At 71.5% G+C, this 24,150-nt stretch carries 21 protein-coding genes; 13 read left to right on the top strand and 8 right to left on the bottom strand.

Annotated elements, in window-relative coordinates:
- Positions 1-5: 5 nt before the first annotated feature.
- Both ABT063_RS04240 and ABT063_RS04235 read right to left on the bottom strand, forming a co-directional pair.
- Positions 6-221, bottom strand: a complete 216-nt coding sequence (locus tag ABT063_RS04240; protein WP_351055564.1) for a type A2 lantipeptide — start codon at positions 219-221, stop codon at positions 6-8.
- Positions 222-677: 456 nt separating this feature from the next.
- Positions 678-1,091, bottom strand: coding sequence for a PaaI family thioesterase (locus ABT063_RS04235; protein WP_351055562.1), 414 nt, complete (start codon positions 1,089-1,091; stop codon positions 678-680).
- Positions 1,092-1,275: 184 nt separating this feature from the next.
- Here ABT063_RS04235 and ABT063_RS04230 point away from each other — a divergent pair, with 184 nt between their 5' ends.
- On the top strand, positions 1,276-2,676 hold the full coding sequence (locus ABT063_RS04230; protein ID WP_351055560.1) for a S1 family peptidase: 1,401 nt from the start codon (positions 1,276-1,278) through the stop codon (positions 2,674-2,676).
- 173 nt (positions 2,677-2,849) lie between these two features.
- On the opposite strand, the gene ABT063_RS04225 is transcribed toward ABT063_RS04230, so the two are convergent.
- Positions 2,850-5,003 carry a SpoIIE family protein phosphatase gene (locus tag ABT063_RS04225; RefSeq protein WP_351055713.1) on the bottom strand — a complete coding sequence of 718 codons (2,154 nt, stop codon included), beginning with the start codon at positions 5,001-5,003 and terminating at the stop codon, positions 2,850-2,852.
- A 239-nt stretch (positions 5,004-5,242) separates the two neighbouring features.
- On the opposite strand from ABT063_RS04225, the gene ABT063_RS04220 reads away from it, so the two are divergent.
- The 3 genes from ABT063_RS04220 (at position 5,243) to qcrB (ending at position 9,868) form a co-directional block, all read left to right on the top strand.
- Positions 5,243-7,690, top strand: coding sequence for a SpoIIE family protein phosphatase (locus ABT063_RS04220; RefSeq protein ID WP_351055712.1), 2,448 nt, complete (start codon positions 5,243-5,245; stop codon positions 7,688-7,690).
- 56 nt (positions 7,691-7,746) lie between these two features.
- Complete coding sequence (locus tag ABT063_RS04215; protein ID WP_351055559.1) at positions 7,747-8,166, top strand: CBS domain-containing protein; 420 nt, start codon at positions 7,747-7,749, stop codon at positions 8,164-8,166.
- Between the two features lie 199 nt (positions 8,167-8,365).
- Positions 8,366-9,868 (top strand): cytochrome bc1 complex cytochrome b subunit, encoded by a 1,503-nt coding sequence (gene qcrB / locus ABT063_RS04210; protein ID WP_351055557.1) that lies wholly within the window; start codon positions 8,366-8,368, stop codon positions 9,866-9,868.
- On the opposite strand, the gene ctaF is transcribed toward qcrB, so the two are convergent.
- Positions 9,798-10,187, bottom strand: coding sequence for an aa3-type cytochrome oxidase subunit IV (gene ctaF / locus ABT063_RS04205; protein ID WP_351055555.1), 390 nt, complete (start codon positions 10,185-10,187; stop codon positions 9,798-9,800). The genes qcrB and ctaF overlap by 71 nt on opposite strands.
- Entirely contained in the window at positions 10,184-11,785 is a 1,602-nt protein-coding gene (gene ctaD, locus ABT063_RS04200; RefSeq protein ID WP_502990750.1) for an aa3-type cytochrome oxidase subunit I, read from the bottom strand. Before ctaD ends, ctaF begins: the two co-directional genes overlap by 4 nt.
- A 252-nt stretch (positions 11,786-12,037) precedes the next feature.
- Between ctaD and ABT063_RS04195 the strand changes: the two genes are divergently transcribed.
- The 5 genes from ABT063_RS04195 to ABT063_RS04175 all read left to right on the top strand — a co-directional run bounded on the left by ABT063_RS04195 (position 12,038) and on the right by ABT063_RS04175 (position 16,051).
- On the top strand, positions 12,038-12,220 hold the full coding sequence (locus ABT063_RS04195) for a hypothetical protein (protein WP_351055551.1): 183 nt from the start codon (positions 12,038-12,040) through the stop codon (positions 12,218-12,220).
- A gap of 118 nt (positions 12,221-12,338) precedes the next feature.
- Entirely contained in the window at positions 12,339-13,406 is a 1,068-nt protein-coding gene (locus tag ABT063_RS04190; protein WP_351055549.1) for a glucose-1-phosphate thymidylyltransferase, read from the top strand.
- Positions 13,403-14,380 (top strand): dTDP-glucose 4,6-dehydratase, encoded by a 978-nt coding sequence (gene rfbB, locus ABT063_RS04185; RefSeq protein WP_351055547.1) that lies wholly within the window; start codon positions 13,403-13,405, stop codon positions 14,378-14,380. The genes ABT063_RS04190 and rfbB overlap by 4 nt, the downstream gene beginning before the upstream one ends.
- On the top strand, positions 14,377-15,261 hold the full coding sequence (gene rfbD, locus ABT063_RS04180; protein WP_351055546.1) for a dTDP-4-dehydrorhamnose reductase: 885 nt from the start codon (positions 14,377-14,379) through the stop codon (positions 15,259-15,261). The genes rfbB and rfbD overlap by 4 nt, the downstream gene beginning before the upstream one ends.
- Positions 15,248-16,051, top strand: a complete 804-nt coding sequence (locus ABT063_RS04175) for a class I SAM-dependent methyltransferase (RefSeq protein ID WP_351055545.1) — start codon at positions 15,248-15,250, stop codon at positions 16,049-16,051. Before rfbD ends, ABT063_RS04175 begins: the two co-directional genes overlap by 14 nt.
- Before the next feature lie 55 nt (positions 16,052-16,106).
- Here the strand turns inward: ABT063_RS04175 and rfbC are convergent, their stop codons facing one another.
- Positions 16,107-16,715 (bottom strand): dTDP-4-dehydrorhamnose 3,5-epimerase, encoded by a 609-nt coding sequence (gene rfbC / locus ABT063_RS04170; protein ID WP_351055543.1) that lies wholly within the window; start codon positions 16,713-16,715, stop codon positions 16,107-16,109.
- A gap of 2 nt (positions 16,716-16,717) precedes the next feature.
- Positions 16,718-18,679, bottom strand: a complete 1,962-nt coding sequence (locus ABT063_RS04165; RefSeq protein ID WP_351055542.1) for a glycosyltransferase family 2 protein — start codon at positions 18,677-18,679, stop codon at positions 16,718-16,720.
- Between the two features lie 167 nt (positions 18,680-18,846).
- Between ABT063_RS04165 and ABT063_RS04160 the strand changes: the two genes are divergently transcribed.
- From ABT063_RS04160 to ABT063_RS04150, 3 genes are all read left to right on the top strand, one after another.
- Positions 18,847-19,347: a metallophosphoesterase family protein gene (locus ABT063_RS04160; RefSeq protein WP_351055711.1), complete on the top strand. Its 501-nt coding sequence runs from the start codon at positions 18,847-18,849 to the stop codon at positions 19,345-19,347.
- 96 nt (positions 19,348-19,443) lie between these two features.
- A complete protein-coding gene (locus ABT063_RS04155; RefSeq protein ID WP_351055540.1) occupies positions 19,444-19,854 on the top strand; it encodes a DUF2267 domain-containing protein in 411 nt (136 codons plus the stop codon).
- 97 nt (positions 19,855-19,951) lie between these two features.
- The gene (locus ABT063_RS04150) at positions 19,952-20,866 is read left to right on the top strand and encodes an aminoglycoside phosphotransferase family protein (RefSeq protein ID WP_351055538.1); all 915 of its coding nucleotides are present in this window, start codon (positions 19,952-19,954) and stop codon (positions 20,864-20,866) included.
- A gap of 14 nt (positions 20,867-20,880) precedes the next feature.
- On the opposite strand, the gene ABT063_RS04145 is transcribed toward ABT063_RS04150, so the two are convergent.
- Positions 20,881-21,996 carry an XdhC family protein gene (locus ABT063_RS04145; RefSeq protein ID WP_351055536.1) on the bottom strand — a complete coding sequence of 372 codons (1,116 nt, stop codon included), beginning with the start codon at positions 21,994-21,996 and terminating at the stop codon, positions 20,881-20,883.
- A 166-nt stretch (positions 21,997-22,162) separates the two neighbouring features.
- Here ABT063_RS04145 and ABT063_RS04140 point away from each other — a divergent pair, with 166 nt between their 5' ends.
- Complete coding sequence (locus ABT063_RS04140; protein WP_351055710.1) at positions 22,163-24,133, top strand: GTP-binding protein; 1,971 nt, start codon at positions 22,163-22,165, stop codon at positions 24,131-24,133.
- The last annotated feature ends 17 nt before the right edge of the window (positions 24,134-24,150 follow it).

The raw sequence follows: 24,150 nt of genomic DNA, 5'->3' as shown, positions 1-24,150 counted from the left end.
TGCGATCAGAGACCGGCGACCAGGCTGGTGACCGGGGCGGTGTTCAGGCCGGTGGCGCCCTCGACGGTGCCGACGGCGGTGTCCACGAGACCGGAAACCGGGGCGATGCCGTCCACCAGGCCGGTGACGGTGCCCAGAGCGTTCACGGACAGACCGCCGGAGACGTTGTCGAGCTCGGCGTCGGAGATCTCGACGGTCTCAACCTGGGGGGTGGAGTTCATGTTGGAACTTCCCTTCGTATGGATATTCACAAGGGGGAGCGGCCCCCTCTGGGGACAGATGGACGGCCGCGACCACAGGTGCCGGGCGGCGCCCGTTTCCGGAAGAGCCCTGAGCGGCCCCTGCGGTGCGATGGATCAAAGCACGCTGCGGGTGCGCGCTTCCAATCAACCACCGGTCTCACCAGGTCACTTGCGCCCCAGGAGCAACCATCCGTGCAGGAGTGGGCACGCCTTGGTGGCGACTTCTTCACATGCCAGTCGGTATGCGTGCGTGCGAGCTCTTGCCGTCGCGGCGGCGAATCCGACACTCCGCGCCAATGACGTGAGCGGCGGCGCCGGCATGTGCAGATCCTTCGGGCGCGGTGACTTCGGTGGGCAGTGGATGTGCAGATTCCCTGAAGCCAGGATTCGGCCCTGTGACCGCAACAGATCGTTGCGGTTCGGTTGCCGAGCGTGTCAGCCCAGAAGTGCGTAGACCGTGCTCGCACGTGCCGCGATCCGACCCGAGTTCTCGTCGGTCATCGTGATGTCGGCGAACGCCATCCGACGGCCCAGCTTGGTGACGACCGCCTCGATCAGGACATCCGAACCGGTCACCGCACGCTGGAAGGACGTGGACTGCTGCACCGTCGTCATCGGTCCATAGGCGCCCCGGGCCGCCGACACCGCGATCACGGTCGCCGTGTCGGCGGCCGCCATCAGGGCCTGCCCCGACAGCCCGCCGCCCTCCCGGGACAAGCGGTCCGACCAGGGCATTCGCAGTAACGCGCGGTCGTCGTCCAGCGCCTCGACCGTCAGGCCCAGCGCGAGGACCCAAGGGGCGAAGTTGTCGGCGAGGATCTTGTCGGCTTCGGCGGTGGTCATCGTCATATGGGGGATTCTTCCCCGAACCGGCCCGGCGGGCGCGGTCCGTGGCCGATTCGCTGTTTCGAACGGCGCGCGCGGAAACGGAATTGAACGCCCCGCGCGACCCATGCGTACCTCCTGCCATCCAGGCGCCCCAACAACTGCCGCACAAGGCAGCAGACTCCGGTCCCTCAGGAGGTCGAGAAGTTTGAGTCACAAGCGAATTCCGAAGCGCAAGGCCGCGATAGCGGCGGGCAGCGTGGTGGCGCTCGGAGCAGCCGCGATCCTGCTCCCCAACGCCAACGCGTCCCAGGACGGCGCTTCGGACGACACCGCCGCCGCAGCGCCGAAGACCCTGAAGGCGGCGGACGCCTCGGACCTCGCCTCGCAGGTCGCCGGGCTGCTCGGTGACGCCTTCGCCGGTTCCTACTACGACTCCGAGGGCCAGCAACTGGTCGTCAACGTCGTGAACGGCGACAACAACGTGATCGTCCAGGCGAAGAAGGCGGGCGTCAAAGTCCGCGAGGTCGACAACAGCATGGCCGAACTCGAGGCCGGCGCGCAGACCCTGAAGTCCGAGGCGACCATCGCCGGCACGTCGTGGGCCGTCGACCCCAGGACGAACAAGATCCTGGTGACCGCCGACAGCACGGTCACCGGCACCAAGTGGGACAGACTGGAATCGACCGTCCAGAGCCTCGGTTCCGGCATGGCAACCGTCAAGAAGTCGGCCGGCACCTTCAAGACCTTCGCCTCCGGCGGTGACGCCATCTTCGGCGGCGGCTCACGCTGCTCGCTCGGCTTCAACGTCACCGCGGGTGACGGCAGCCCCGCCTTCCTGACCGCCGGCCACTGCGGGGTCGCGGTCGCCGAGTGGTCGGACGCCGAGAACGGCCAGCCGATCGCCACGGTCGACCAGGCCACCTTCCCCGGCGAGGGCGACTTCGCACTCGTGAAGTACGACGACCCGGCGACCGAGGCGCCGAGCGACGTCAACGTCGGCGGCGGGCAGACCGTCCAGATCTCCCAGGCCGCGGAGGCCGAGGTCGGTCTCGCGGTGACCCGGATGGGCAGCACCACCGGGCTGAGCGAAGGCCAGGTCCTCGGGCTGAACGCCACCGTCAATTACCCCGAGGGCACCGTCACCGGGCTCATCCAGACCGACGTCTGCGCCGAACCCGGCGACAGCGGCGGCTCGCTGTTCACCCAGGACGGCCTCGCGATCGGTCTGACCTCGGGTGGCAGCGGCGACTGCACGGTAGGCGGCGAGACCTTCTTCCAGCCCGTGACCACCGCCCTGGAGGCGGTCGGCGCGACACTCGGCGCGGGTGGCGCGGCCGGCGGCGACGCTGGTGCGGGTGAAGAGGCCGGTGCTGGTGCCGGTGGCGAGGAAGCCGGTGCGGGTGAAGAGGCCGGTGCCGGTGCCGGTGGCGAGGAAGCCGGTGCCGGTGCTGGTGCCGGTGGCGAGGAAGCCGGTGCTGGTCAAGAGGCAGGCGCCGGTGAAGAGGCAGGCGTAGGCGAGGAGACCGGCGTAGGCGAGGAGACCGGCACGGGTGAGGAGACGGGCACCGGCGTCGAGGACGGCTCGGGCCTGACGCAGACCAACTGACCCCTCCTCAACCGCTCGACACCTCAACCGCTCCACACCTCAACCGTTTCGACACGGTTTTCCACACAGTGCGGACCCACCCCGGCCCTACCCGCGGTTCCGGCCGGTGGTGGACCGGTCCGGCCCTCCGGCGGGAGGGCCGGACCGGTCTGTTTCCCCCTGGGCCGGCGAGGTCAGCCGGCCGCCCGGGCCCTGAGCAGCAGTACCGCGATGTCGTCGATCCGCTCCCGCGTGGCCGCGCCGTGCCGGACGAGTTCGTCGGCCAAGTCGTCCAGCGGCCCGTCCCCGGCCTCGGCGAGCCGCCGCCCGAGATCGGCGAGCGCGTCCTCGATGTCGACGCCGGGCGACTCGATCAGCCCGTCGGTGTAGAGGACGAGCACTCCGCCGGGGGCCAGGTCCACCTGCGTCGTCGGATAGATGGCCGCGCTGTCGATGCCCAGCAGCGGACCCCCGGCGAGGTCCAGCACCCGCACCCGGCCGTCGGGCCGGCGCAGCAGCGGCGGCGGATGCCCCGCCCGTGCCATCACGGCCCGCCCGTGTTCCGGATCGAGCCGCAGATACAGACAGCTGGCGAACAGATCGGCACCGAGGTCGATCAGCAGCCGGTTGGTGCTGCGCATGACCTCCTCGGGCGTCTGGCCGACCGTCGTGTAGGCACGTATGGCGGTACGGATCTGCCCCATCAGCCCGGCCGCGGTCACGTTGTGGCCCTGCACGTCCCCGATCACGGCCGCCGCCCGCCCCTGCGTCGGCACCAGGTCGTAGAAGTCACCGCCTATCTCCATGCCCTGCGTGGCGGGGAGGTAGCGCGCGGCCGCCTCGATGCCGGGCAGCGGCGGCAGCGAGTGCGGCAGCAGCGCCTCCTGCAGGCCGTGCGCCAACTGGTGCTTGGCGTCGTAGAGCACCGCACGCTCCAGGGCCTGGGCGATCAGCCCGCCCAGACTGGTCAGCACCGCCCGCTCGTCCGCGGGGAAGCGGTGCGGCTCGGTGTAGGCCAGCACACAGGTGCCCACCGGGCGGCCGGAGGCGATCAGCGGCAGGTACGCCCAGGCCGCGAAGTCGTCGGGCGTGGCGTGCCGTTCCGGATACAGACGCTCCAACTGCTCCCGGGACTCGAAGAATCCGGGCACCCCGGTGGTCAGCACCTGCGTGCCCGGCGTCCGCTCGGTCAGCGGCAGTCCGTCGAACCGTTCCACGGCGTGCGGGTCCGGGTACCCGCGGTGGCCCAGCACGTGCAGGCGTCCGGCCCGGGAACCGAGGACGACCAGCGCCTGGCTGCCCACGGCCGGCGCGATCTCGTCCGCGACCAGTTGCACGACGTCCTGCACGCTCACCGCCTCGGTCAGCGACGCGGCCAGGCCCAGCACCTGGGAGATCGTGACGAGCCGGGACCGCGCGCCCGCGGCCCGCGGTTCGGCCCGGTTCATCTCCGTCACGGCCCGCGCCCTGCTGATGCGCACGCTCAGCCCGGTCGTGCTCGGATACAGGCGGAACGACAGCCAGTCGCCGGGCGGTCGCAGCGCCACGAACGACGTGACGTGCTGGCTCATCAGCGCGGCCCGGTAGCGGTCCTCGTACGCGGGGTCGTTGAGCCAGGGAACCGACGCCCACAGCTGAGCGCCGAGCAGCCCGGCGACCGGAACACCGAGCAGCTCGGCGGTCGCCGGGTTGGCGAAGCTGACCCGTCCGTCCAGATCGAGCGAGCACAGTCCGTACGGCAGCCGGGCCGCCATCCGCGCCGCCTCCACCGAGCCGAGCGTGCCGGCCACGCCGCCCATCAGGGGCGAGGCGAGGAGGTCGGGCTCGGCGTGCAGCGGACGGCTCTCCTGTGTCGCGCGCTCCAGCCGCACCGCGAGCCGGTCGCAGGCCGCGGTCAGATGATCCCGCTCCCGGTCGGACAGCTCCGGCGGATGTGAACCGGGCCAGGTCACGAAGACTCCGCCGTACGCGGTGGACTCGGTGGCGACCGGCAGCGCGGCCAACGCGAAGGGATAGGGCAGCACCACCGCGACACGCGGATAGCGGGCCGCCATCTCCTCCTCGCCGCCGACCCAGACCAGCCGGCGCTCACGCACCGCCTCGGCGACCGGGATCCGCGCGTTCACCCCGACCCGTTCCCACGGCGCCGCGAACGCCCGGGGCAGCCCGGCCATCACCGCCATCTCCAGCACCGATCCGTCGGCCGTCAGCAGATAGACCGCGCCGGAGTGCGCGTCGACCTCGTCCATCATCGAGGCCAGCGCCAGCGACAGCAGAGGGCGGCCGACCCGCGTCCTGGCGGCCGCCGGCGCCTGTGCGGACGTCTGCGCGTCGGACACGCCGACCACCTCCTCGCACGGCCGCGTGACGGAGCCCAGGGCTGCAGTGGGCCCAGGGGTCAAATCTCTCTCCTGGCGGCTCATCGCGCACGGCGAGCCAGGTGATCGACGTGCGGAAACGCATGCGCGAAGACATGAACGCACGCCTCAGGACATGTTCGGCGGGTTTCGAGCGCCGTCCGCCCGGCGGCTCCACGGAACGGTCACAGGGGCTGCGCGGGTGCCCCATAAGCGCTGTAATGGCCAACGTGGTCAGTGAGGGCGCGGCGGGACGCAGAACGAGAACGCTGCGTGCCGAGGTTGCCCTGAAAACGGTCACGGCCGACCCGGACTCACCGGAACGGCTCCGCCGCGTCCTCGAACAGGCGCTCGTCTTCGCCGGGGCGACGTTCGCCGCCGTCTACACACCGGGCGAGGACGGCGACCAGCTGTTCCTGGTGGAGTCCGTCGGCGTGCCGCGGACGCTGTACGGGCTGCGCGACAGCTATCCCCGCTCCGGCAGGTCCCCGGTGGCCGACACGCTGCGCACCGGCCGGCCGGTGTGGCTCGGCCCCGAGGAACTCGCCGGCTGCCCGGAGTCCCGGCGGGCGCTCTCGCGGGAGTTCTTCCTGGCGGCCCTTCCCGCACCCGGGGACGACGGCGGCGCCTGCCTCCTCGCCGCGCGCGAGGACCCCGCGGGCTTCGACACCGACGATCGCGAGTGCCTCGAACTGGTCGCCGACGCCGTCGTCTGCCCCGTCCCGGCCCGGGGCGCCGAGGGCGAGAGACTCCCGGCGGGCGCGTTCAGCCTCGCCATGGACACCGGCCGCCTCGAGGTCGGCGACGAGATCCTGGAGCTGTTCGGGCTGACCCGGGACGAGTTCGACGGCAAGGTCGAGACCCTGCTGGGCCTGACCGTCCCGGAGGACCTGCCGTCGCTGATGTCCGTGGTGGAGGCCGACCACATGTCCATCGGTGAACGTGAGCTGGAGTTCCGGGTGCTGCAGCCCGCCGGCCCGCCCAAGTGGCTCAGGCTGCGCGGCCGCCTCCTGCCGGGCGGCGAGGGCCGGCCGATGCGGCTCGTGGGCACCGTCGGCGACGCCTCCAAGCTGCGCTCCGACGTCACCGACGTGGCCCGCGTCCAGCGCCTGGCGGCCGCCCTGGCCATCGCCGGCACCGTCCGCGACGTCAGCCAGGCCGTCGTCTCCGCGCTGCGGGCGCCTCTCCAGGCCGACCGGATCGCGCTCGCCGAGCTGGAGGGCGACCGGCTCGTCGTCACCGTCCTCGACCCGCCCGAACCGGAGGTCTGGCCCGAGCTGTGGCGCCTGGAGTGGCGCTCCGAATGGCCCGACGCGCCCGTGCGCGCCATGCCCACCCTCGCCACCGCCCTGCGCGAGGGCCGCGCCCAGATCTGGCCAGCGGGCACCGCCCTGGAGCCCGCCCTCGCCGACGTCGGCCCCGGCGGCCTCGCCGTGCTGCCGCTGCCCGCCGGGGGCCGTATGGCGGGCGCCTGCCTGATCGGCTGGGACAGCCCGCACGACTTCGGCTCCGACGAGCGCGCCCTGCTCACCGCCTCCGCCGGCCTCGCCGGCCAGGCCCTGATGCGCGCCCACGCCTTCGACGCCGAACACGAACTCGTCGGCATGCTCCAGCGCCAGCTGCTGCCGCGCCGCCTGCCCAAACTGCCCGGCGCGGTGGCCGTCGCCCGCTATCTGCCCAGCACGGCCGGACTGGAGCTCGGCGGCGACTGGTACGACGTGATCCCGCTGCCCGACCACCACGTCGCCCTCGTCATCGGCGACGTCCAGGGCCACAGCGCGGGCGCCGCCACCCTCATGGGCCAGATGCGCACCGCGCTGCGCGCCTACGCCGTCGAGGGCCACCCGCCGGATGTGGTCGTCTCGCACGCCAACCGGCTCCTGACGGACATGGAGACCGACCTCTTCGCCACCTGCGCCTACGTCGACATCGACTTGGAGGAGGGCTCCGCCTGGTACGTGCGCGCAGGACACCTGCCGCCGGTGCTGCGCCACCCCGACGGCGGCACCGAGATCCCCGAGGCCGACGGCGGCCCGCCGCTCGGGGTCGTGACGCAGGCCGACTTCCCGATGAGCCCGCTGCGGCTGCGGCCCGGGACGCTGATCGCCCTCACCACGGACGGCCTGGTCGAGTCCGCGGAGTCCGACATCGACACCGGCATGGACCGCCTCGCCCACGAACTGGCCGTCTCCGACCCCGCCCACCTCGGGCTCGTCGCCGACGCCCTCCTGGGCAACGCCCGCCGCAGCGACGACGTCGCCCTGCTGCTCATGCGCTACGACGGCATGGCGGTGCGCCCGCGGCGCGAGAGCTGGACGGTGTGGCGCGTCCCCGAGGCCGTCCGGCACGCCCGCCGCTTCACCCGCCGCACCCTGCGCACCTGGGGCGTCCCGGACGACGCCGTGGACGCCGCCCTGCTGGTCGTCTCCGAACTCGTCACCAACGCCCTTGTGCACACCGACGGCCGGGTCCGCCTCGACCTCACCCTCATCAACCACCGGCTGCGCGTCGCCGTCGCCGACGCCTCCCCGCGTACCCCCGTCAAGCCGACCAGCATCGGCTGGGAGGCCACGGGCGGCCGCGGCATCCTCCTCGTCGAGGCCATGTCGGCGGCGTGGGGCTCCCTGCCCGTCAGCGGCGGCAAGCAGGTGTGGAGCGAGATCTCGCTGGAGACGTGACGACGGGCCGCGCACCTGGGTACCCGGCCGGGAAACCCCGAGAGGAGTGATACGTCATGACCCAGCACGTCAGCGACATCATGACCAGCCCACCGGTCACCGTGGAGCCGCAGACCTCCGTGACGGCGGTGGCCCGGATCATGCGCGACCGGGACCTGGGCGCCGTCCTGGTGACGGACGGTGACGAACTGCGCGGCCTGGTCACCGACCGCGACCTGGTGGTGCGCTCGCTCGCCGAGGGCGGCGACCCCGAGCAGACCACCGTCGTCGGCGCGTGCAGCGACGACCTGGTGACGGTGACCCCCGAGGACGATCTGGACCACGCGGTGGAGCTCATGCGCGAGCACGCCGTGCGCCGGATCCCGGTCGTCGAGAGCGGGCACCCCGTCGGCATCGTCGCCCTCGGCGACCTGGCGATGGAACGCGACCCGGAGTCGGCGCTCGGCGACATCAGCGCGGCCCGGCCCAACACCTGAGCACCCGAACGGGTGCTTCCCGGCCGCCCTGTACTCGGCACCGCATCCATGGGGGAGGGACAGCACGGCGGTGCTAGTGCCCCGACGGGCAACGTTCGCCCCGTCGCGGCGGCCGGTGCGCACTCTCGCCGCACCGGACGCCGCTCCTCAGCGGGCAAACGTTGCCTGCCGGGGCACTGGAGCAGGGAGGCGGTCGGGAGTGGAGCGCGAGCGGTCCAGGGCACTTCAGGGGACACGGTTCGCCGTCGCGGTGGACCGGCGCCTGCCCGTCCTCGACGGCGGCGGCCGGCTGCTGCGCAAGGCATTCCCCCATCACTGGTCGTTCCTCCTGGGCGAGCTGGCCCTCTACAGCCTGGTCGTCCTGGTCCTGACCGGCGTATGGCTGACCTTGTTCTTTCACCCCGAGATGACCGAGGTGCGGTACGAGGGCCGATACGTGCCGCTGCGCGGCGTGCGCATGTCCGCCGCCTTCGACTCCACCCTGCGCATCAGCTTCGACGTGCGCGGCGGCCTGCTGATGCGGCAGGTGCACCACTGGGCGGCCCTGGTCTTCGTCGCCGCGATCGGAGTGCACCTGCTGCGGATCTTCTTCACCGGGGCCTTCCGCCGGCCCCGTGAACTCAACTGGGTCATCGGGCTCACGCTGTTCGTGCTCGCCCTCGCCGAGGGCTTCGCGGGCTACTCGCTGCCGGACGACCTGCTGTCCGGCACGGGAATGCGCATCGCACAGGGCATCATGCTGTCGATCCCCGTCGTCGGCACGTACGTGAGCATGTTCGCCTTCGGCGCCGAGTTCCCGGGCGAGGACATCATCACCCGGCTGTACGCCCTGCACGTCCTGCTGCTGCCCGGCGCCCTCATCGCTCTGGTCACCGTGCATCTGATCCTGGTCTTCCGCCTCAAGCACACCCAGTGGCGCGGCCCCGGCCGCTCGCAGCGCAACGCCGTCGGAAAACCCTTCTTCCCCCAGTTCACGACGACGACCACCGGCCTGTTCCTGATGGTCTTCGGTGTACTCACGCTGCTCGGCGGCCTCGCCCAGATCAACCCGGTGTGGAACTACGGCCCCTACCGTCCCGACCAGGTCTCGACCGGCGCCCAGCCCGACTGGTACGTCGGCTTCCTGGAGGGCGCGCTGCGGCTCGTACCGCCGTGGGAGACGAACCTCGCCGGTCACACCCTGATGTGGAACGTGCTGCTCCCGGCGGTCGTCCTGCCGGGGCTGCTGTTCCTCGTCCTGTACCTCTACCCGTTCGTCGAACAGCGCCTGACCGGTGAGGGACAGCGGGAGCAGCACCTGTGCGACCGGCCCCGCGAACGCCCCGTCCGCACCGGACTCGGCGTCGCCGGCATCACCTTCTACGGCGTGCTGCTGCTGGCCGGCGGCAACGACGTCGTCGCGCTTACCTTCCGGATCTCGGTGAACACCTTGACCTCGGTGCTGCGCGTGGCCCTGATCGTGGGCCCCGTCGTCGCGTTCATGCTCACGCGACGGCTGTGCCACGCGCTGATGGCCGCCGAGCGGGAACAGCTCCGGGAGGGGGTGGAGTCGGGGGAGGTGCGGCAGACCGTGGAGGGCGGCTATGCGAGCGACCACCGTCCGCTCAGGACCGATCGGCCCGGAGCCCCGCTCACCCCTCCCGGTCGACGTACTGGAACACCAGCCCCAGAACACCGCGGGCCAACACGGCGCACCCGATGAGGAACAGCCACAACCCGTAGACCACCCCCGTGGCGGCCACGGCGAAACCCAGGGCCGTGACCACCGGCCACCGGCTGTCCGGCGGGAAGAACTCCGACGAGCCCGCGCCGTCGGCCACTTCGGCGTCGCCGCGGTCCTGCGCGCGCCGCCCCTTCCGGCGGTACTGCACCGCGCTGAAGAAGGAGACGACGGCGCCCATCAGGAACGCGATCGTCAGCACCGCCGTCCCGGCCGGCTCCTCGGACCACCAGCCGTACAGGGCGGCCACTGCCGCGAAGAACAGCGCCACCACACCGAACAGCAAGGCTTCGGTCCTCATCGCAGCCCCTGCTCCTTCTCCTCCTGGACGATCCCCGGATGGTGCAGATCGAACGCCGGCGCCTCGGACCGCACCCGGGGCAGCGCGATGAAGTTGTGCCGCGGCGGCGGACACCCGGTCGCCCACTCCAGGCCCCGCCCGTACCCCCAGGGGTCGTCCACGGTCACGGGCCGCCCGTAGCGGGCGGTGCGCCAGACGTTGTACAGGAAGGGCAGGGTGGACACTCCGAGCAGGAACGACCCCGCCGACGACAGGGAGTTGAGCAGGGTGAAGCCGTCGGCGGCCAGGTAGTCGGCGTACCGGCGGGGCATGCCCTCCTCGCCCAGCCAGTGGTGCACCAGGAAGGTCAGCTGGAACCCCGGGAACAGCAGCCAGAAGTGCAGCTTGCCCAGCCGCTCGTCGAGCATCTTCCCGGTGAACTTGGGCCACCAGAAGTAGAACCCGGCGAACATCGCGAACACCACCGTGCCGAACAGCACATAGTGCAGATGCGCCACGATGAAGTACGAGTCGGTGAGGTGGAAGTCCAGCGGCGGCGAGGCGATGATCACCCCGCTCAGACCGCCCAGCAGGAACGACACCAGAAAGCCCTGCGCCCACAGCATCGGCGTCTCGAACGACAGCGACCCCTTGTACATGGTGCCGATCCAGACGAAGAACTTGATCCCGGTGGGCACGGCGATCAGGAACGACATCAGCGAGAAGAACGGCAGCAGCACGGCGCCGGTGGCGAACATGTGGTGCGCCCACACGACAGCGGACAGCATGGTGATCGCGACGGTCGCGCCGATCAGCGGCAGATAGCCGAACAGCGGCTTGCGCGAGAACACCGGGATGATCTCCGTGATGATCCCGAAGAACGGCAGGGCCACGATGTAGACCTCGGGATGGCCGAAGAACCAGAACAGGTGCTGCCACAGGACCGCCCCGCCGTTCGTCGCGTCGAAGACGTGCGCGCCGAACTTCCGGTCCGCCTCCAGCGCCAGCAGCGCGGCGGTGAGCACGGGGAACGACGGCAGCACGAGGATCGAGGTGAACAGCACGTTCCAGGTGAAGATCGGCATCCGGAACATGGTCATGCCGGGGGCCCGCAGACACATGATCGTGGCGATGAAGTTGACGGCGGTCAGTGTCGTCGACACGCCCGTCACCACCAGGCCCATCACCCACAGGTCGGCGCCCGCGCCGGGGGAGTGGTAGGCGCTGTTCAGCGGGGCGTAGGCGAACCAGCCGAACGCCGCCGCCCCGCCGGGGACGACGAAGCCCGCGACGACCATCAGCCCGCCGAAGAGGTACATCCAGTACGACAGCGCGTTGAGCCTCGGGAAGGCCAGGTCCGGGGCGCCGATCTGCAGCGGCATCAGGACGTTGGCGAAGCCGGCGAACATCGGGGTCGCGAACAGCAGCATCATGATCGTGCCGTGGATCGTGAAGAACTGGTTGTAGGTGTGCTCGTGCACGAACTGCAGCCCCGGGCGGGCCAGTTCGGCCCGTATGGCCAGGGCCAGCAGACCGCCCAGAAGGAAGAAGCCGAAGGCCGTGACCATGTACAGACGGCCGATCACCTTGTGGTCGGTCGTCGAGGTCCAGTGCAGCAGCGCCCTGCCGAGCGAGCGCTCGCGGGCGGCGGGCCCCTGGGTGACCTCACCATGTTCTGACAAATCCGTCATTGTCCTCCTCCCCGGACCGCGGCGACGCTACCGCCGCCACCTGGGGAGTCGTTCACGCCACGCCCTGTTGTTTGACCGGATCACCACAGGGGACTCGTTGGCACAGCACGGAAGGACGGAGCGCCCTCGGCCCGGCAGCGGGTCGGGGGCGGCGACGGAGCAGAAGGAAGATGAAACGCCGTGACCGCGCAGACCAGTGAGCACAAACCCGTTGTCCGACGGCTCGAGACGGGCTGGTCCAGGGCCCGCCGCCTACGGGACGAACGCGCCCTGCGGACCTGCCTCCCGGCGGTCGAGGACCGGAGCACACCGCGCACGGCCCGCCCGGAATCCGAGGGGAACATTTTCCGCGGCGAGGACTGACCGCCCACGGCCGTGACCGACTCCCCGGCGCCGTGACCGACGGCCCGCCGCTGCCGTAACCGACAAGCCACACCCCCGCCATGGTCCGTTCCCCGGGTGACGGACTATGGTGACGCAGATGAAGGCTCTCGTGCTGTCCGGGGGTGCCGGTACGCGGTTGAGGCCGATCACGCACACCTCGGCCAAGCAACTGGTTCCCGTGGCGAACAAGGCTGTTCTGTTCTACGGCCTGGAATCCATAGCCGCGGCCGGTATCACCGACGTCGGAATGATCGTCGGCGACACCGCCGCGGAGATCGAGGAGGCGGTCGGCGACGGATCGAAGTTCGGTCTGAAGATCACCTACATCCCACAGGAACGCCCTCTGGGACTCGCCCACGCGGTACTCATCGCCCGGGACTATCTCGGCGACGACGACTTCGTGATGTACCTGGGTGACAACTTCATCGTCGGCGGCATCACCGACCTCGTCGAGGAGTTCAGGGGGAACCGGCCCGACGCCCAGATCCTGCTCACCCGCGTGCCCGACCCCCGCTCCTTCGGCGTCGCCGAACTCGATCCCGACGGGCAGGTGGTCGGCCTGGAGGAGAAACCCGAGCACCCCAAGAGCGACCTCGCCCTGGTCGGGGTGTACCTCTTCACGCCCCTGATCCACGAGGCGGTGCGCTCCATCGAGCCGTCCTGGCGAGGCGAGCTGGAGATCACCCACGCCATCCAGCAGCTGATCGACACCCGCGCCGACGTACGCTCCACGATCATCAGCGGTTACTGGAAGGACACCGGGAACGTCTCGGACATGCTCGAGGTGAACCGGATGGTCCTGGAGAGCCTCGACCGCCGTATCGACGGCGAGGTGGACGAGGCGACCGAGACCATCGGCCGGGTCGTGGTGGAGGAAGGGGCGCGCATCGTGAACTCACGCATCGTCGGCCCCGTCGTCATCGGCTCCGGAACCGTGGTCAGCGACTCCTACGTCGGCCCCTTCACCTCCGTCGCGGAGAACTGCCGGATCACCGACAGCGAGCTGGAGTTCTCCATCGTGCTGCGCGACTCCTCGATCCACGGGGTGGGCAGGATCGAGTCCTCACTGATCGGCCGCCATGTCGAGGTGACCCCGGCACCCAGTGTGCCCAGCGCCCACCGCCTCGTCCTCGGAGACCACAGCAAGGTGCAGATCCATTCATGAACCTCCTCGTCACCGGCGCCGCCGGGTTCATCGGCTCCGCGTACGTCCGCAGGCTCCTCGCCTCCGACGAACCCGACGCGCCCAGGATCACGGTGCTGGACAAGCTCACCTACGCCGGTACCCTCGACAACCTCCAACTCGACCATCCCCGGCTGGAGTTCGTGCAGGGCGACATCCGTGACGCCGAACTCGTCGACAAGCTGATGGCCGACGCCGACCAAGTGGTGCACTTCGCCGCCGAGTCGCATGTCGACCGCTCGATCATCGGGGCGGACGACTTCGTCCTCACCAACGTGGTGGGCACGCAGACCCTGCTGGAGGGGGCCCTGCGCCAGGGCGTGGAGACCTTCGTGCACATCTCCACCGACGAGGTCTACGGCTCCATCGAGCAGGGCTCCTGGCCCGAGACCCACCCGCTCAGCCCCAACTCGCCCTACTCCGCCTCCAAGGCCTCCTCCGACCTGCTCGCCCTCGCCTACCACCGCACCCACGGCCTGGACGTCCGCGTCACCCGCTGCTCCAACAACTACGGGCCGCACCAGTTCCCCGAGAAGGTCATCCCGCTGTTCGTCACCAACCTGCTCGAAGGGCAGAAGGTCCCCCTCTACGGCGAGGGCCTCAACGTCCGCGACTGGCTGCACGTCGAGGACCACTGCCAGGGCGTCGAGCTGGTGCGCACCAAGGGCCGTCCCGGCGAGGTGTACAACATCGGCGGCGGCACCGAACTGAGCAACAAGGAGCTGACCGGCCTGCTCCTCGAGGCCTGCGGCGCCGACTGGGACAGCGTGGAGTACGTCACCGACCGCAAGGGCCACGACCTGCGCTACTCCGTCGACTGGTCCAAGGCCCGCACCGAGCTCGGCTACCGCCCCCGGCACGACTTCGCGGCCGGCCTCGCCGACACCGTCGCCTGGTACCGGGACAACCGCGCCTGGTGGGAGCCGCTGAAGCGACGTGCCCAGGGACTGTCATGAGGTGGCTGGTCACCGGCGCGGGCGGCATGCTCGGCCACGACATGGTGGACGAACTCCTGCGCCGCGGTGAGGACGTGACGGGGCTGGACCGCACCGCACTGGACATCACCCGCGCCGAGGCCGTCGAGGGGGCGTTCGCCGAGCACCGGCCCGACATCGTGGTCAACTGCGCCGCGTACACGGCCGTCGACGACGCGGAGAACGACGAGGAGCGGGCGCTGCGGATCAACGGCGACGGACCCCGGCTGCTCGCCCGCGCCGCCGCCGAGCGGAGCGCGCGCCTGGTCCACATATCCACCGACTACGTCTTCTCCGGCGACACCCGCACCACCCCCTATCCCGAGGACCACCCGCCTGCCCCGCGCACGGCCTACGGCCGCACCAAGCTCGCCGGAGAACAGGCCGTGCTGCGCGAGCTGCCCGGGGCGGGCGTCGTCGTACGCACCGCCTGGCTCTACGGAGCCCACGGCCGCAGCTTCGTGCGTACGATGACCGAGCTCGAAGCCCGCCGCGACACCGTCGACGTCGTCGACGACCAGCGCGGGCAGCCGACCTGGAGCGCGGACGTCGCCGAACGCATCGCGGACCTCGGCCCCCGGGTGGGCCGCGACGCGAGCGGCGTCCTGCACGCCACGAGTTCCGGCGAGGCCAGCTGGTACGAACTGGCCCGCGAGGTGTTCGCGCACCTCGGTGCCGACCCGGACCGGGTGCGCCCCGTCAGCAGCGCGGCCTTCCCACGGCCCGCGCCGCGCCCCGCATACAGCGCCCTCGCGCACGGCCGCTGGCAGCGGCTCGGCCTGCCGCCGCTGCGTGACTGGCGTACCGCTCTGCACGAAGCAATTCCCCGGATCCGCAAGGAGTCCCTGCGTGAAACGCCATGAGTTCCTGCGGGAGCTGCACAAGGTCAGCGCCAACCGCAACTACCTGGAGATCGGTGTCAACGACGGCCGCAGCCTGAAGCTGTCCCGTGTTCCCAGTATCGCCATCGACCCCGCCTTCAAGGTGGTCACGGAAATCAAGTGCGACGTCCACCTGGTGAAGGCCACCAGTGACGACTTCTTCGCCCGCGACAATCCGCTCGCCCATCTGAAGGGCGGCCGCCACCCGGTGCGCAACCTGCGCCGGGGCCGCAGCCCGATCGGGTACTGGCGGCGTACGACCCTCGACCTGGCGTTCATCGACGGCATGCACCTGTTCGAGTACGCGCTGCGCGACTTGATGAACGTGGAGAAGCACTCCGACTGGTCGAGCGTGATCGTCCTCGACGACATGCTGCCCCGCAACATCGACGAGGCGGCCCGCGACCGGCACACCGGCGCCTGGACCGGCGACGTCTACAAGGTTTACGAGATTCTCAACCGGTACCGCCCCGACCTGGTCACCGTCCTCGTCGACACCCAGCCCACCGGACAGCTCGTCGTCTTCGGCGCCGATCCCGGCAACACCGTGCTGCACGACAAGTACGACGAGATCATGGCCGAGTACGACGTGCCGGACCCGCAGAAGGTCCCCGAGGCGATTCTGGAACGGGTGCCGGCGGTGCAGCCCCAGACGCTGGTGGAGGCGCCGTTCTGGCGCGCCATGGTGAAGGCCCGCAACCTCGGCGTGCGGCGCTCCCGTGGCTGGGAGCCGCTGCGCAACGCCCTGGAACAGGTCTCCGTCAGCCAGTGAGCCGTCATACGGAACCCCGGCCGCCGTCGGCGGCCGGGGTTCCGTACGTTCGGGGTCAGGCGCCGGCGTTCCCGCCGCGCAGGCCCTCGTAGTAGGCGGAGCAGACGGCGTACGACGGCAGCAGACCCGATCGCTCCGCCTCCGCCAGCGACGGCGCCTGCGCGTCCTTCGGTGACAGCAGCGGCCAGATGCCCTCGGGCCAGTCGATGCCGAGGTCCGCGTCCAGCGGGTTCACCCCGTGCTCGCGGTCCGGCGCGTAGCCGGTCGAGCACAGATACACCACGGTCGCGTCGTCGGTGAGCGCCATGAAGGCGTGCCCGAGCCCCTCCGCGAGGAACACGGCGTGCCGGCTGTCCTCGTCGAGCCGCACCGCCTCCCACTGCCCGAACGTGGGCGATCCCACGCGCAGGTCGGCCACCACGTCGAGCACGGCGCCGCGCGCGCAGGTGACGTACTTGGCCTGGCCGGGCGGTACGTCGGAGAAGTGCACCCCGCGCAGGACACCCCGGCGGGAGACCGAGCAGTTGGCCTGCGCCAGGGACAGGTCGTAGCCGGTGGCCTCGCGGAACTCCTCCCCGCGGTACCACTCGTGGAAGGTGCCCCGCTCGTCCGGGAAGACCTTGGGCTCCAGCACCCAGGCCCCCTCGATTCCCAATGACCGCATCCTCATCGCCTCCATGCCTTGATCCGGGACGCCGCCTTCCCCCGGATCCTGCCGAGCACACGTCGCGCCTTGCGGGCCAGCCGCAGTGCGACGCCGGGCTGCGGCTTGCGTACCACCTGCACGCCGCCCATCCCGCCGCGCAGGGCGAAGGGCAGCGGGAGGAAGCGCGGCTCGCCGGCATCCGGCGCCGGACACAGCGCGACCCGCCAGGCCGCGCCCTTCAGCCGCCCGACGGGCAGCACGGCCGCCAGCGCCGCCCCGGTGCCGTCAGCGGACGGGGACAGCGTGCCGGGAACGTCGAAGGTGGTGCTGCCGCCGCTGAACCGCAGCCGCACCTCGGTGTCGCCGGGGACGCGCAGCGTCAGGGGCACGCTCAGGCGGTCGCCGGTGACGGTGACCTCCTCGGGATTGAGGCTGCCCAGGCCCAGGCGCTTGGTCGCCCGGTCGACGTCCAGGGCGAGGCTGCCCTGCCGTTCGGTCCAGTACGGCAGCACCACACGGCCGCCGACCAGTCCGGCGGACCCGGCTGTCCGGCCCTTGTGGGGGACCGGACCGAGGCGGCACTCCTTGGTCCAGCCGCCCAGCTTGACGCGGACGAAGACGTCCCACAGCCCGGCGGCCGGCGGGGCGCCGCCGGCCGCGGTGGCCGGATCGACGGCGGCCGTCGCACGCAGGACGAGCCGGACCCGCTCGCCCTCCTCCTCCACCGGAACGATCTCGCGGGTGAACTCCACCGGCTGGAAGTACTGCGCGGCGCTGGAGCGCTCCCGCAGCAGCAGGTCGGCCGTGGCGGTGCCGAAGCGGGCGACGCTGTCGGCCTCCACCCAGGCGACCGCCTCGGCGACGTCCTCGGGCGGGCCGTCCAGCCGGGTGCCGGAGGGGCGGGCCGGGTACGTCATCCGCCGACCGCCGCTCGAGTACTCGGCGGAAAGCTCGATCCGCAGCTCGCCGTCCTCCCACCGGATGCCTCCGGGCTCCGCCTTGAGGGCGACCGAGGCCTCCCACTCGGCGAACGCCACGAGGTCGTCGAACCGGTCGGCACCGATCAGCGCGGCCACGATCTGCTGCGTGGGCTGGAGCCCGGCCGCCACCCCGGGCCCGAAGCGCTCGACGACGACCCCGTGGATCTCGTCGAACAACTCCTTGCGGTAGTCCGCGGGCAGCGCGAGCAGGCGCCGGCCGCGCAAGCGCTCGACCATCTCGTTGCGCAGCCAGCGCCGGTAGAGCTTGTCGCGCACCGGTCCCGGCTCGGTGTACTGCTCCACGACGTCGAGGGCCTCGCGGAGGTTCTTGAAGTACCCGACCGGGTCGAAGCGCTGGAAGCCCGCGTTGGAGGCGTCGTCCCGTCTGACGTGGTAGTAGCAGACGTAGTCGCTGAGCACCGAGACGTTGTCCGCGCGCAGGAACGCCTCGGTGACGAAGACGTGGTCCTCAAGGCGCCGCCGGCCCTCCGGAAACCTCAGGCCGATGTCGTCGAGGAAGGCCCGGCGGAACATCTTGTGCGGGGTGAGGCTGTCGATCAGCGGGGCGTTCTCGACGGTGGCGCGCGGGTGATTGCGGCGGAACAGCTCCACCGGCACGGGCCGGCCGCGGCCGGCCATCTTGCCGATCACCACGTCGGCGCCGTTGGCGACCCCGTAGTCGTACATCCGCTCCAGGGCCTCGTCGCCGAGGTAGTCGTCGTTGTCCACGAACATGACGTACTCGCCCTTGGCGGCGGCGATCCCGACATTGCGGGGCTTGCCCGACCACCCGGAGTTCTCCTGGTGGACGACCGTCACCCGGTCCTGCTCGGCCGCGAGCGCGTCGAGACGCGCCGGCGTGCCGTCGGTGGAACCGTCGTCGACGAAGATCACTTCGTACTCGTCGGGAGGCAGCGACTGCCTCAGCAACGAGGCGACGCAGTCCTCGATATAGGTCCCCGGGTTGTAGACGGGAACGATGACGCTGACCTTGACCGGCATCGGGCTGCGGGCCCCCCTCAAGTCGCTTGCCGTGGGCGGAGCGGCTGGTTGCGCGTGGGCAGATGCTAACGCCACCGGCTATGAAGTCCATCACCGGGCTGCCGTTCCGCGAAGTCGCCCGGCTGCCCTGCCCGTCCACCGGGAGCCCGTCGGCCTACGCTGACCCCGTGCGCCTGCTCCTGATGTCCGACACCCATCTCCCCAAACGGGCCAGGGAACTGCCCGCGCGGCTGCTCGCCGAGATCCCGCGCGCGGACGTCGTGTTCCACGCCGGGGACTGGGTCGACACGGCCACCCTCGACCTGCTGGAGAGCCGCTGCGGCCGGCTCGTCGCCGTGTACGGCAACAACGACGGGCCCCGGCTGCGCGCACGGCTTCCCGAGGTGGCGTACGTCGAACTGGCCGGCCTGCGCTTCGCGGTCGTCCACGAGACGGGTCCCGCGCAGGGCCGCGAGGCCCGCTGCGCCGCCCGCTTCCCGGACACCGACGTCCTGGTCTTCGGGCACAGCCACATCCCCTGGGACACCACCGCCCCCACCGGCCTGCGCCTGCTCAACCCCGGTTCCCCGACCGACCGGCGCCGTCAGCCCCACTGCACGTACATGACGGCGACGGCGGCCGACGGCCGGCTCACGGACGTGACGCTGCACCGGCTGCCGCCGCGCTGACGGCCGGTTTCGGGCGCACCGGCCCGGGCACCCGGAACGCCCGACGACCAACCACGTCGCCACCGAAGCCGAAGCGATCACGAGGTGGTGTGAGCCATGCAGCACGACGCGTTCATCGGCCAGGTGCAGGCCCGAGCCCGGCTGGACAGCCGAGGATCCGCCGAACGGGTGACCAGGGCCAGTCTGGAGACGCTGGGGGAACGCGTGCCGTCCACAGTGGCCGAGAAGGCCGCGGCTCAGCTTCCGCACGAGATCGGTGAGCATCTGCGCCGCGTGGCCCATGCGCCCGGCGAGCCCTTCACCGGTGAGCGGATGACCCCGGCGGACTTCTTCACCCGGGTCGCAGAGCGGGCCGGAACCTCCTACCCCAAGGCGATCCACGAGGCACGCTGCGTGATCGAGGTGGCGGACGAGGCCACCAACGGGGCCCTCGGCACCGATGTCCGCCCGTCCCTCGACGCCGAACTCGAATCCGTCCTCTTCGCGGGCAGCAGCGGACACACGTGACACGCGAGGGCGGCGCCCGGCGACCGCCGGGCCCGGAGGCCGGTCCCACGCCAAATTCGGTGGACGCACGGCCCGTCGCCCCGCTGAACTGGGGCACGTGCTGATCGACGCCCCGCTCGTACGCAGGCTGCTCGCCGCCCAGTTCCCGCGGTGGGCGGACCTTCCCCTCGCCCCGGTGCCGCAGTCCGGCATGGACAACGCCACCTTCCGGCTCGGCCCCGACCTCTCCGTCCGGCTGCCGCGCTACACCCGCTGGGCGGGCCAGGTGGCCCGCGAGCACCGCTGGCTGCCGCACCTCGCCCCCCAGCTGCCGCTGCCGGTCTCCGAGCCGATCGCGGCGGGCGAGCCGGGGGAGGGCTACCCGTACCCGTGGTCGGTGTACCGGTGGCTGGAGGGGGAGACGGCGAGGCCCGAGGCCCTGGCCGACCCCGTCCGGACCGCCCTCGACCTCGCCAGGTTCGTCAACGCCCTCCAGGGCATTGACGCCACGGGCGGACCCGGCCCCGAGGACAGCAACGCCTTCCGCGGAGTGCCGATGGGCGGCGAGCGGGACTCCATCGTCGGCGAGGCCCTCGTACGGCGCAGGATCGAGGCGCTGAGGAACACCGGCCTCGTCGACACGGACGCGGTGACCGAGGTGTGGGAGGCGGCCCTCGCGGCGCCCGCCTGGGACCGGCCGCCCGTGTGGATCCACGGCGACCTCGACGCCGCGAACCTGCTGACCGTGGACGGCCGGATCGGCGCCGTCATCGACTTCGGGACGCTGGCCGTGGCCGACCCGGCGGTGGACCTGCTGCCCGCCTGGAAGTTCCTGCCGACCCCGGCCGCCCGGGACGCCTTCCGGGAGGCGGTCGGCCTCGACGAGGCGACCTGGGCACGGGGGCGGGGCTGGGCGGTGGCCGGCTCGCTGCCGGTACCGGACGACCCGTTCTTCCAGGCGGATCCCGCCCGGGTGACGGCCGCCGTGCGGCACTTGGAGGCGGTCGTGGAGGACCACCGCCGTCACGGCTGACGGTCCGGGACGGCTCAGGCGTGCCGCAGGGGTGCGGCCGGGTGGATCGCGCCCGCCGTCGCCGTCAGCGGGGCGCCGCTGCCGCCCCAGCGCAGCGCGACGATCTCCGCGGCGACGGACACGGCGACCTCCTCGGGCGTACGGGCGCCGAGGTCGAGGCCGACCGGGGAGCGCAGCCGGGACAGCTCGCCCTCGGTGAGACCGGACTCGGCCAGCCGCCTCATCCGCTCGTGGTGCGTACGGCGGCTGCCCATCGCCCCGATGTACGCGGCCGGCCGGCGCAGCGCCTCCTCCAGCAGCGGTACGTCGAACTTCGGGTCGTGGGTGAGCACGCAGACGACCGTGCGCTCGTCGGTCCGGGTGGACCTCAGGTAACGGTGCGGCCAGTCCACGATCACCTCGACGCCCTCCGGGAAGCGCCGCGGCGTGGCGAAGAGGGGGCGGGCGTCGCAGACCGTGACCCGGTAGCCGAGGAAGTCGCCGATGCGGGCGAGAGCGGCCGCGTAGTCGATCGCGCCGAAGACCAGCATGCGCGGCGGCGGTGCGAAGGAGTGCAGGAAGACGGTGACGGAGTCCTCGCGCCGCCCGCCGTGCGGGCCGTAGTGGCGCAGGCCGGTGGCCCCGAGGGCGAGTTCGCCGCGCGCGTCGGCGGTGACGGCGGCGTCCAGTCCGGTCGTGCCGAGGGTGCCGGCGACCCGGTCGGGCCACACGGCGAGCGTGGCTCCGCGCGGCGCGGGCCCGTCGGTCACCGCGGCCACCGTCACCGGGCGGCCCGCCGCGACCGACTCGGCGACCGCGCCGAAGGACGGGTCCGACTCCGGCGTGACGGGCCGCACCAGCACGGTGATCTCGCCGCCGCAGGTGAGGCCGACCGCGAAGGCGTCCTCGTCGCTGTACCCGAAGGTCTGAAGGCGCGCCTCTCCGCTCGCCGTCACCTCCTGGGCGAGTTCGAAGACCGCTCCCTCCACACAGCCGCCGGACACGCTGCCCACGACCTCGTCGCCCGGTCCCACGGCCATGGCCGCGCCCGGGCCGCGCGGGGCGCTGCGGCTGACCGCGACGACCGTGGCGAGCCCGAAGGGTCCCCGGTCCGCGTACCAGCGGCCGAGCACCGGAAGAATGTCACGCACGATCGGCTCCTTTCGCACACTTCCAGCATTAATCCGTTGCCGCCGCGCTCGCCCGTCTGCTGCACTGCACGGACTAGTCGTCGAAACGTTCCAGGAGCAGCAATGCGAGCACCGTTCATGTCCGCCCAGGAAGGAATGACCCCCATTTCAAAGGACATGACACTTGGTGCACTTGCTCAACCTCGGCATCCTCGCGCACGTCGACGCGGGTAAGACCAGCCTGACCGAGCGGCTGCTGCACACGGCCGGCGTGATCGACGAGATCGGCAGCGTCGACGCCGGCAGCACGCAGACCGATTCCCTCGCGCTGGAGCGGCAGCGCGGGATCACCATCAAGTCCGCCGTCGTCTCCTTCGCGCTCGGCGACGTGACCGTCAACCTCATCGACACCCCCGGCCACCCGGACTTCATCGCCGAGGTGGAGCGGGTGCTCGGCGTCCTCGACGGCGCGGTGCTCGTCGTATCGGCCGTAGAAGGCGTCCAGGCACAGACGCGCGTGCTGATGCGGACCCTGCAACGGCTGGGCATTCCCACGCTCGTCTTCGTCAACAAGATCGACCGACGGGGTGCACGCTACGACGGCGTGCTGCGGGCGCTCTCCGAACGGCTCACGCCGTCCGTCGTACCGATGGGATCCGCCGACGGGCTCGGCACGCGCGACGCCCGCTTCACCCCGGGCCTCGGCCCGGCCGCACTCGACGTCCTCGCCGACCAGGACGACGACCTGCTGTCCGCCTACGTCGAGGGCACGGTCTCCGACGACCGGCTGCACACGGCCCTCGCCGCACAGACCCGGCAGGCGATGGTCCACCCGGTGTACTTCGGCTCCGCCGTCACGGGCGCGGGGGTGAACGAGCTGATCACCGGCATCAAGGAGCTGCTGCCCGCTGCCGACGGCGACCCCGACGGCCCGGTCTCCGGCACCGTCTTCAAGGTCGAGCGGGGCCCGGCGGGGGAGAAGATCGCCTACGCGCGGATGTTCTCCGGCACGCTGCGCACCCGCGACCGCGTCCCCTTCGGCGACGCCCGCGAGGAGGGCCGGATCACCGCGATCGGCGTCTTCGACCACGGCACGGATGTCCGGTGCGACGCGGTACCGGCGGGCCGGATCGCCCGGCTGTGGGGCCTCGCCGACATCCGGATCGGCGACTGCTTCGGCGAACCCCGCAAGGCGTACGGCCGGTTCTTCGCTCCGCCGACCCTGGAAACGGTCGTCGTCCCGGGGCCGGGCACCGACAGCAGGACGCTCCACCTCGCCCTCACCCGCCTCGCCGAACAGGATCCGCTGATCGGCCTGCGGCACGACGAGGCGCGGCACGAGACCTCCGTGTCCCTGTACGGGGAGGTGCAGAAGGAGGTCATCCAGGCCACCCTCGCCGACGACTTCGGGCTCGACGTCACCTTCCGGCAGACCACGCCGCTGTGCGTCGAGCGGCCGGCGGGGACGGGCGCGGCGGTCGAGTTCAACAAGAAGGACGCCAACCCCTTCCTGGCGACCGTCGGCCTGCGCGTCGACCCCGCCCCGGCCGGGTCCGGGGTGGACTTCCGGCTGGAGGTGGAGCTGGGCTCCATGCCGTACGCCTTCTTCAAGGCCGTCGAGGACACCGTGCGCGACACCCTCGGACAGGGTCTGCACGGCTGGCAGGTCACCGACTGCACGGTGACCATGACCCACTGCGGCTACTCGCCCCGGCAGAGCCACGCCCACCAGGGCTTCGACAAGAGCATGTCCAGCACCGGCGCCGACTTCCGGGGGCTGACCCCGCTGGTCCTGATCGAGGCGCTGCGGCGGGCGGGCACCGTGGTGTACGAGCCGATGCACCGCTTCCGCGCCGACGCCCCGGCGGACACGTTGGGCGGCCTGCTGCCGGTGCTGGCCGCGCTGCGGGCCGTACCTCGGACGACCGAGACGCGCGGCGGATCCTGCGTACTGGAGGGTGTGATTCCGGCCGATCGGGTACACGCACTGGAGCAGCGGTTGCCGGGGCTCACCCGGGGTGAGGGCGAGTGGGAGAGCGCCTTCGACCACTACGCGCCCGTCACGCAGGGCGTGGTGCCCAGGCGTCCGCGCACGGATCACAACCCGCTGGACCGGAAGGAATACCTGCTGAATGTGACGCGCCGTGTCGGCGGCTGAGCCGTCCGTGGTGGCCG

The sequence above is a fragment of the Streptomyces sp. NPDC002838 genome (assembly GCF_040295365.1).
In the GTDB taxonomy this organism is placed as follows: Bacteria; Actinomycetota; Actinomycetes; order Streptomycetales; family Streptomycetaceae; genus Streptomyces.
The sequence above is the reverse complement of the archived record's forward strand: the minus strand, read 5'-3'. Positions and strand labels throughout refer to the sequence as shown.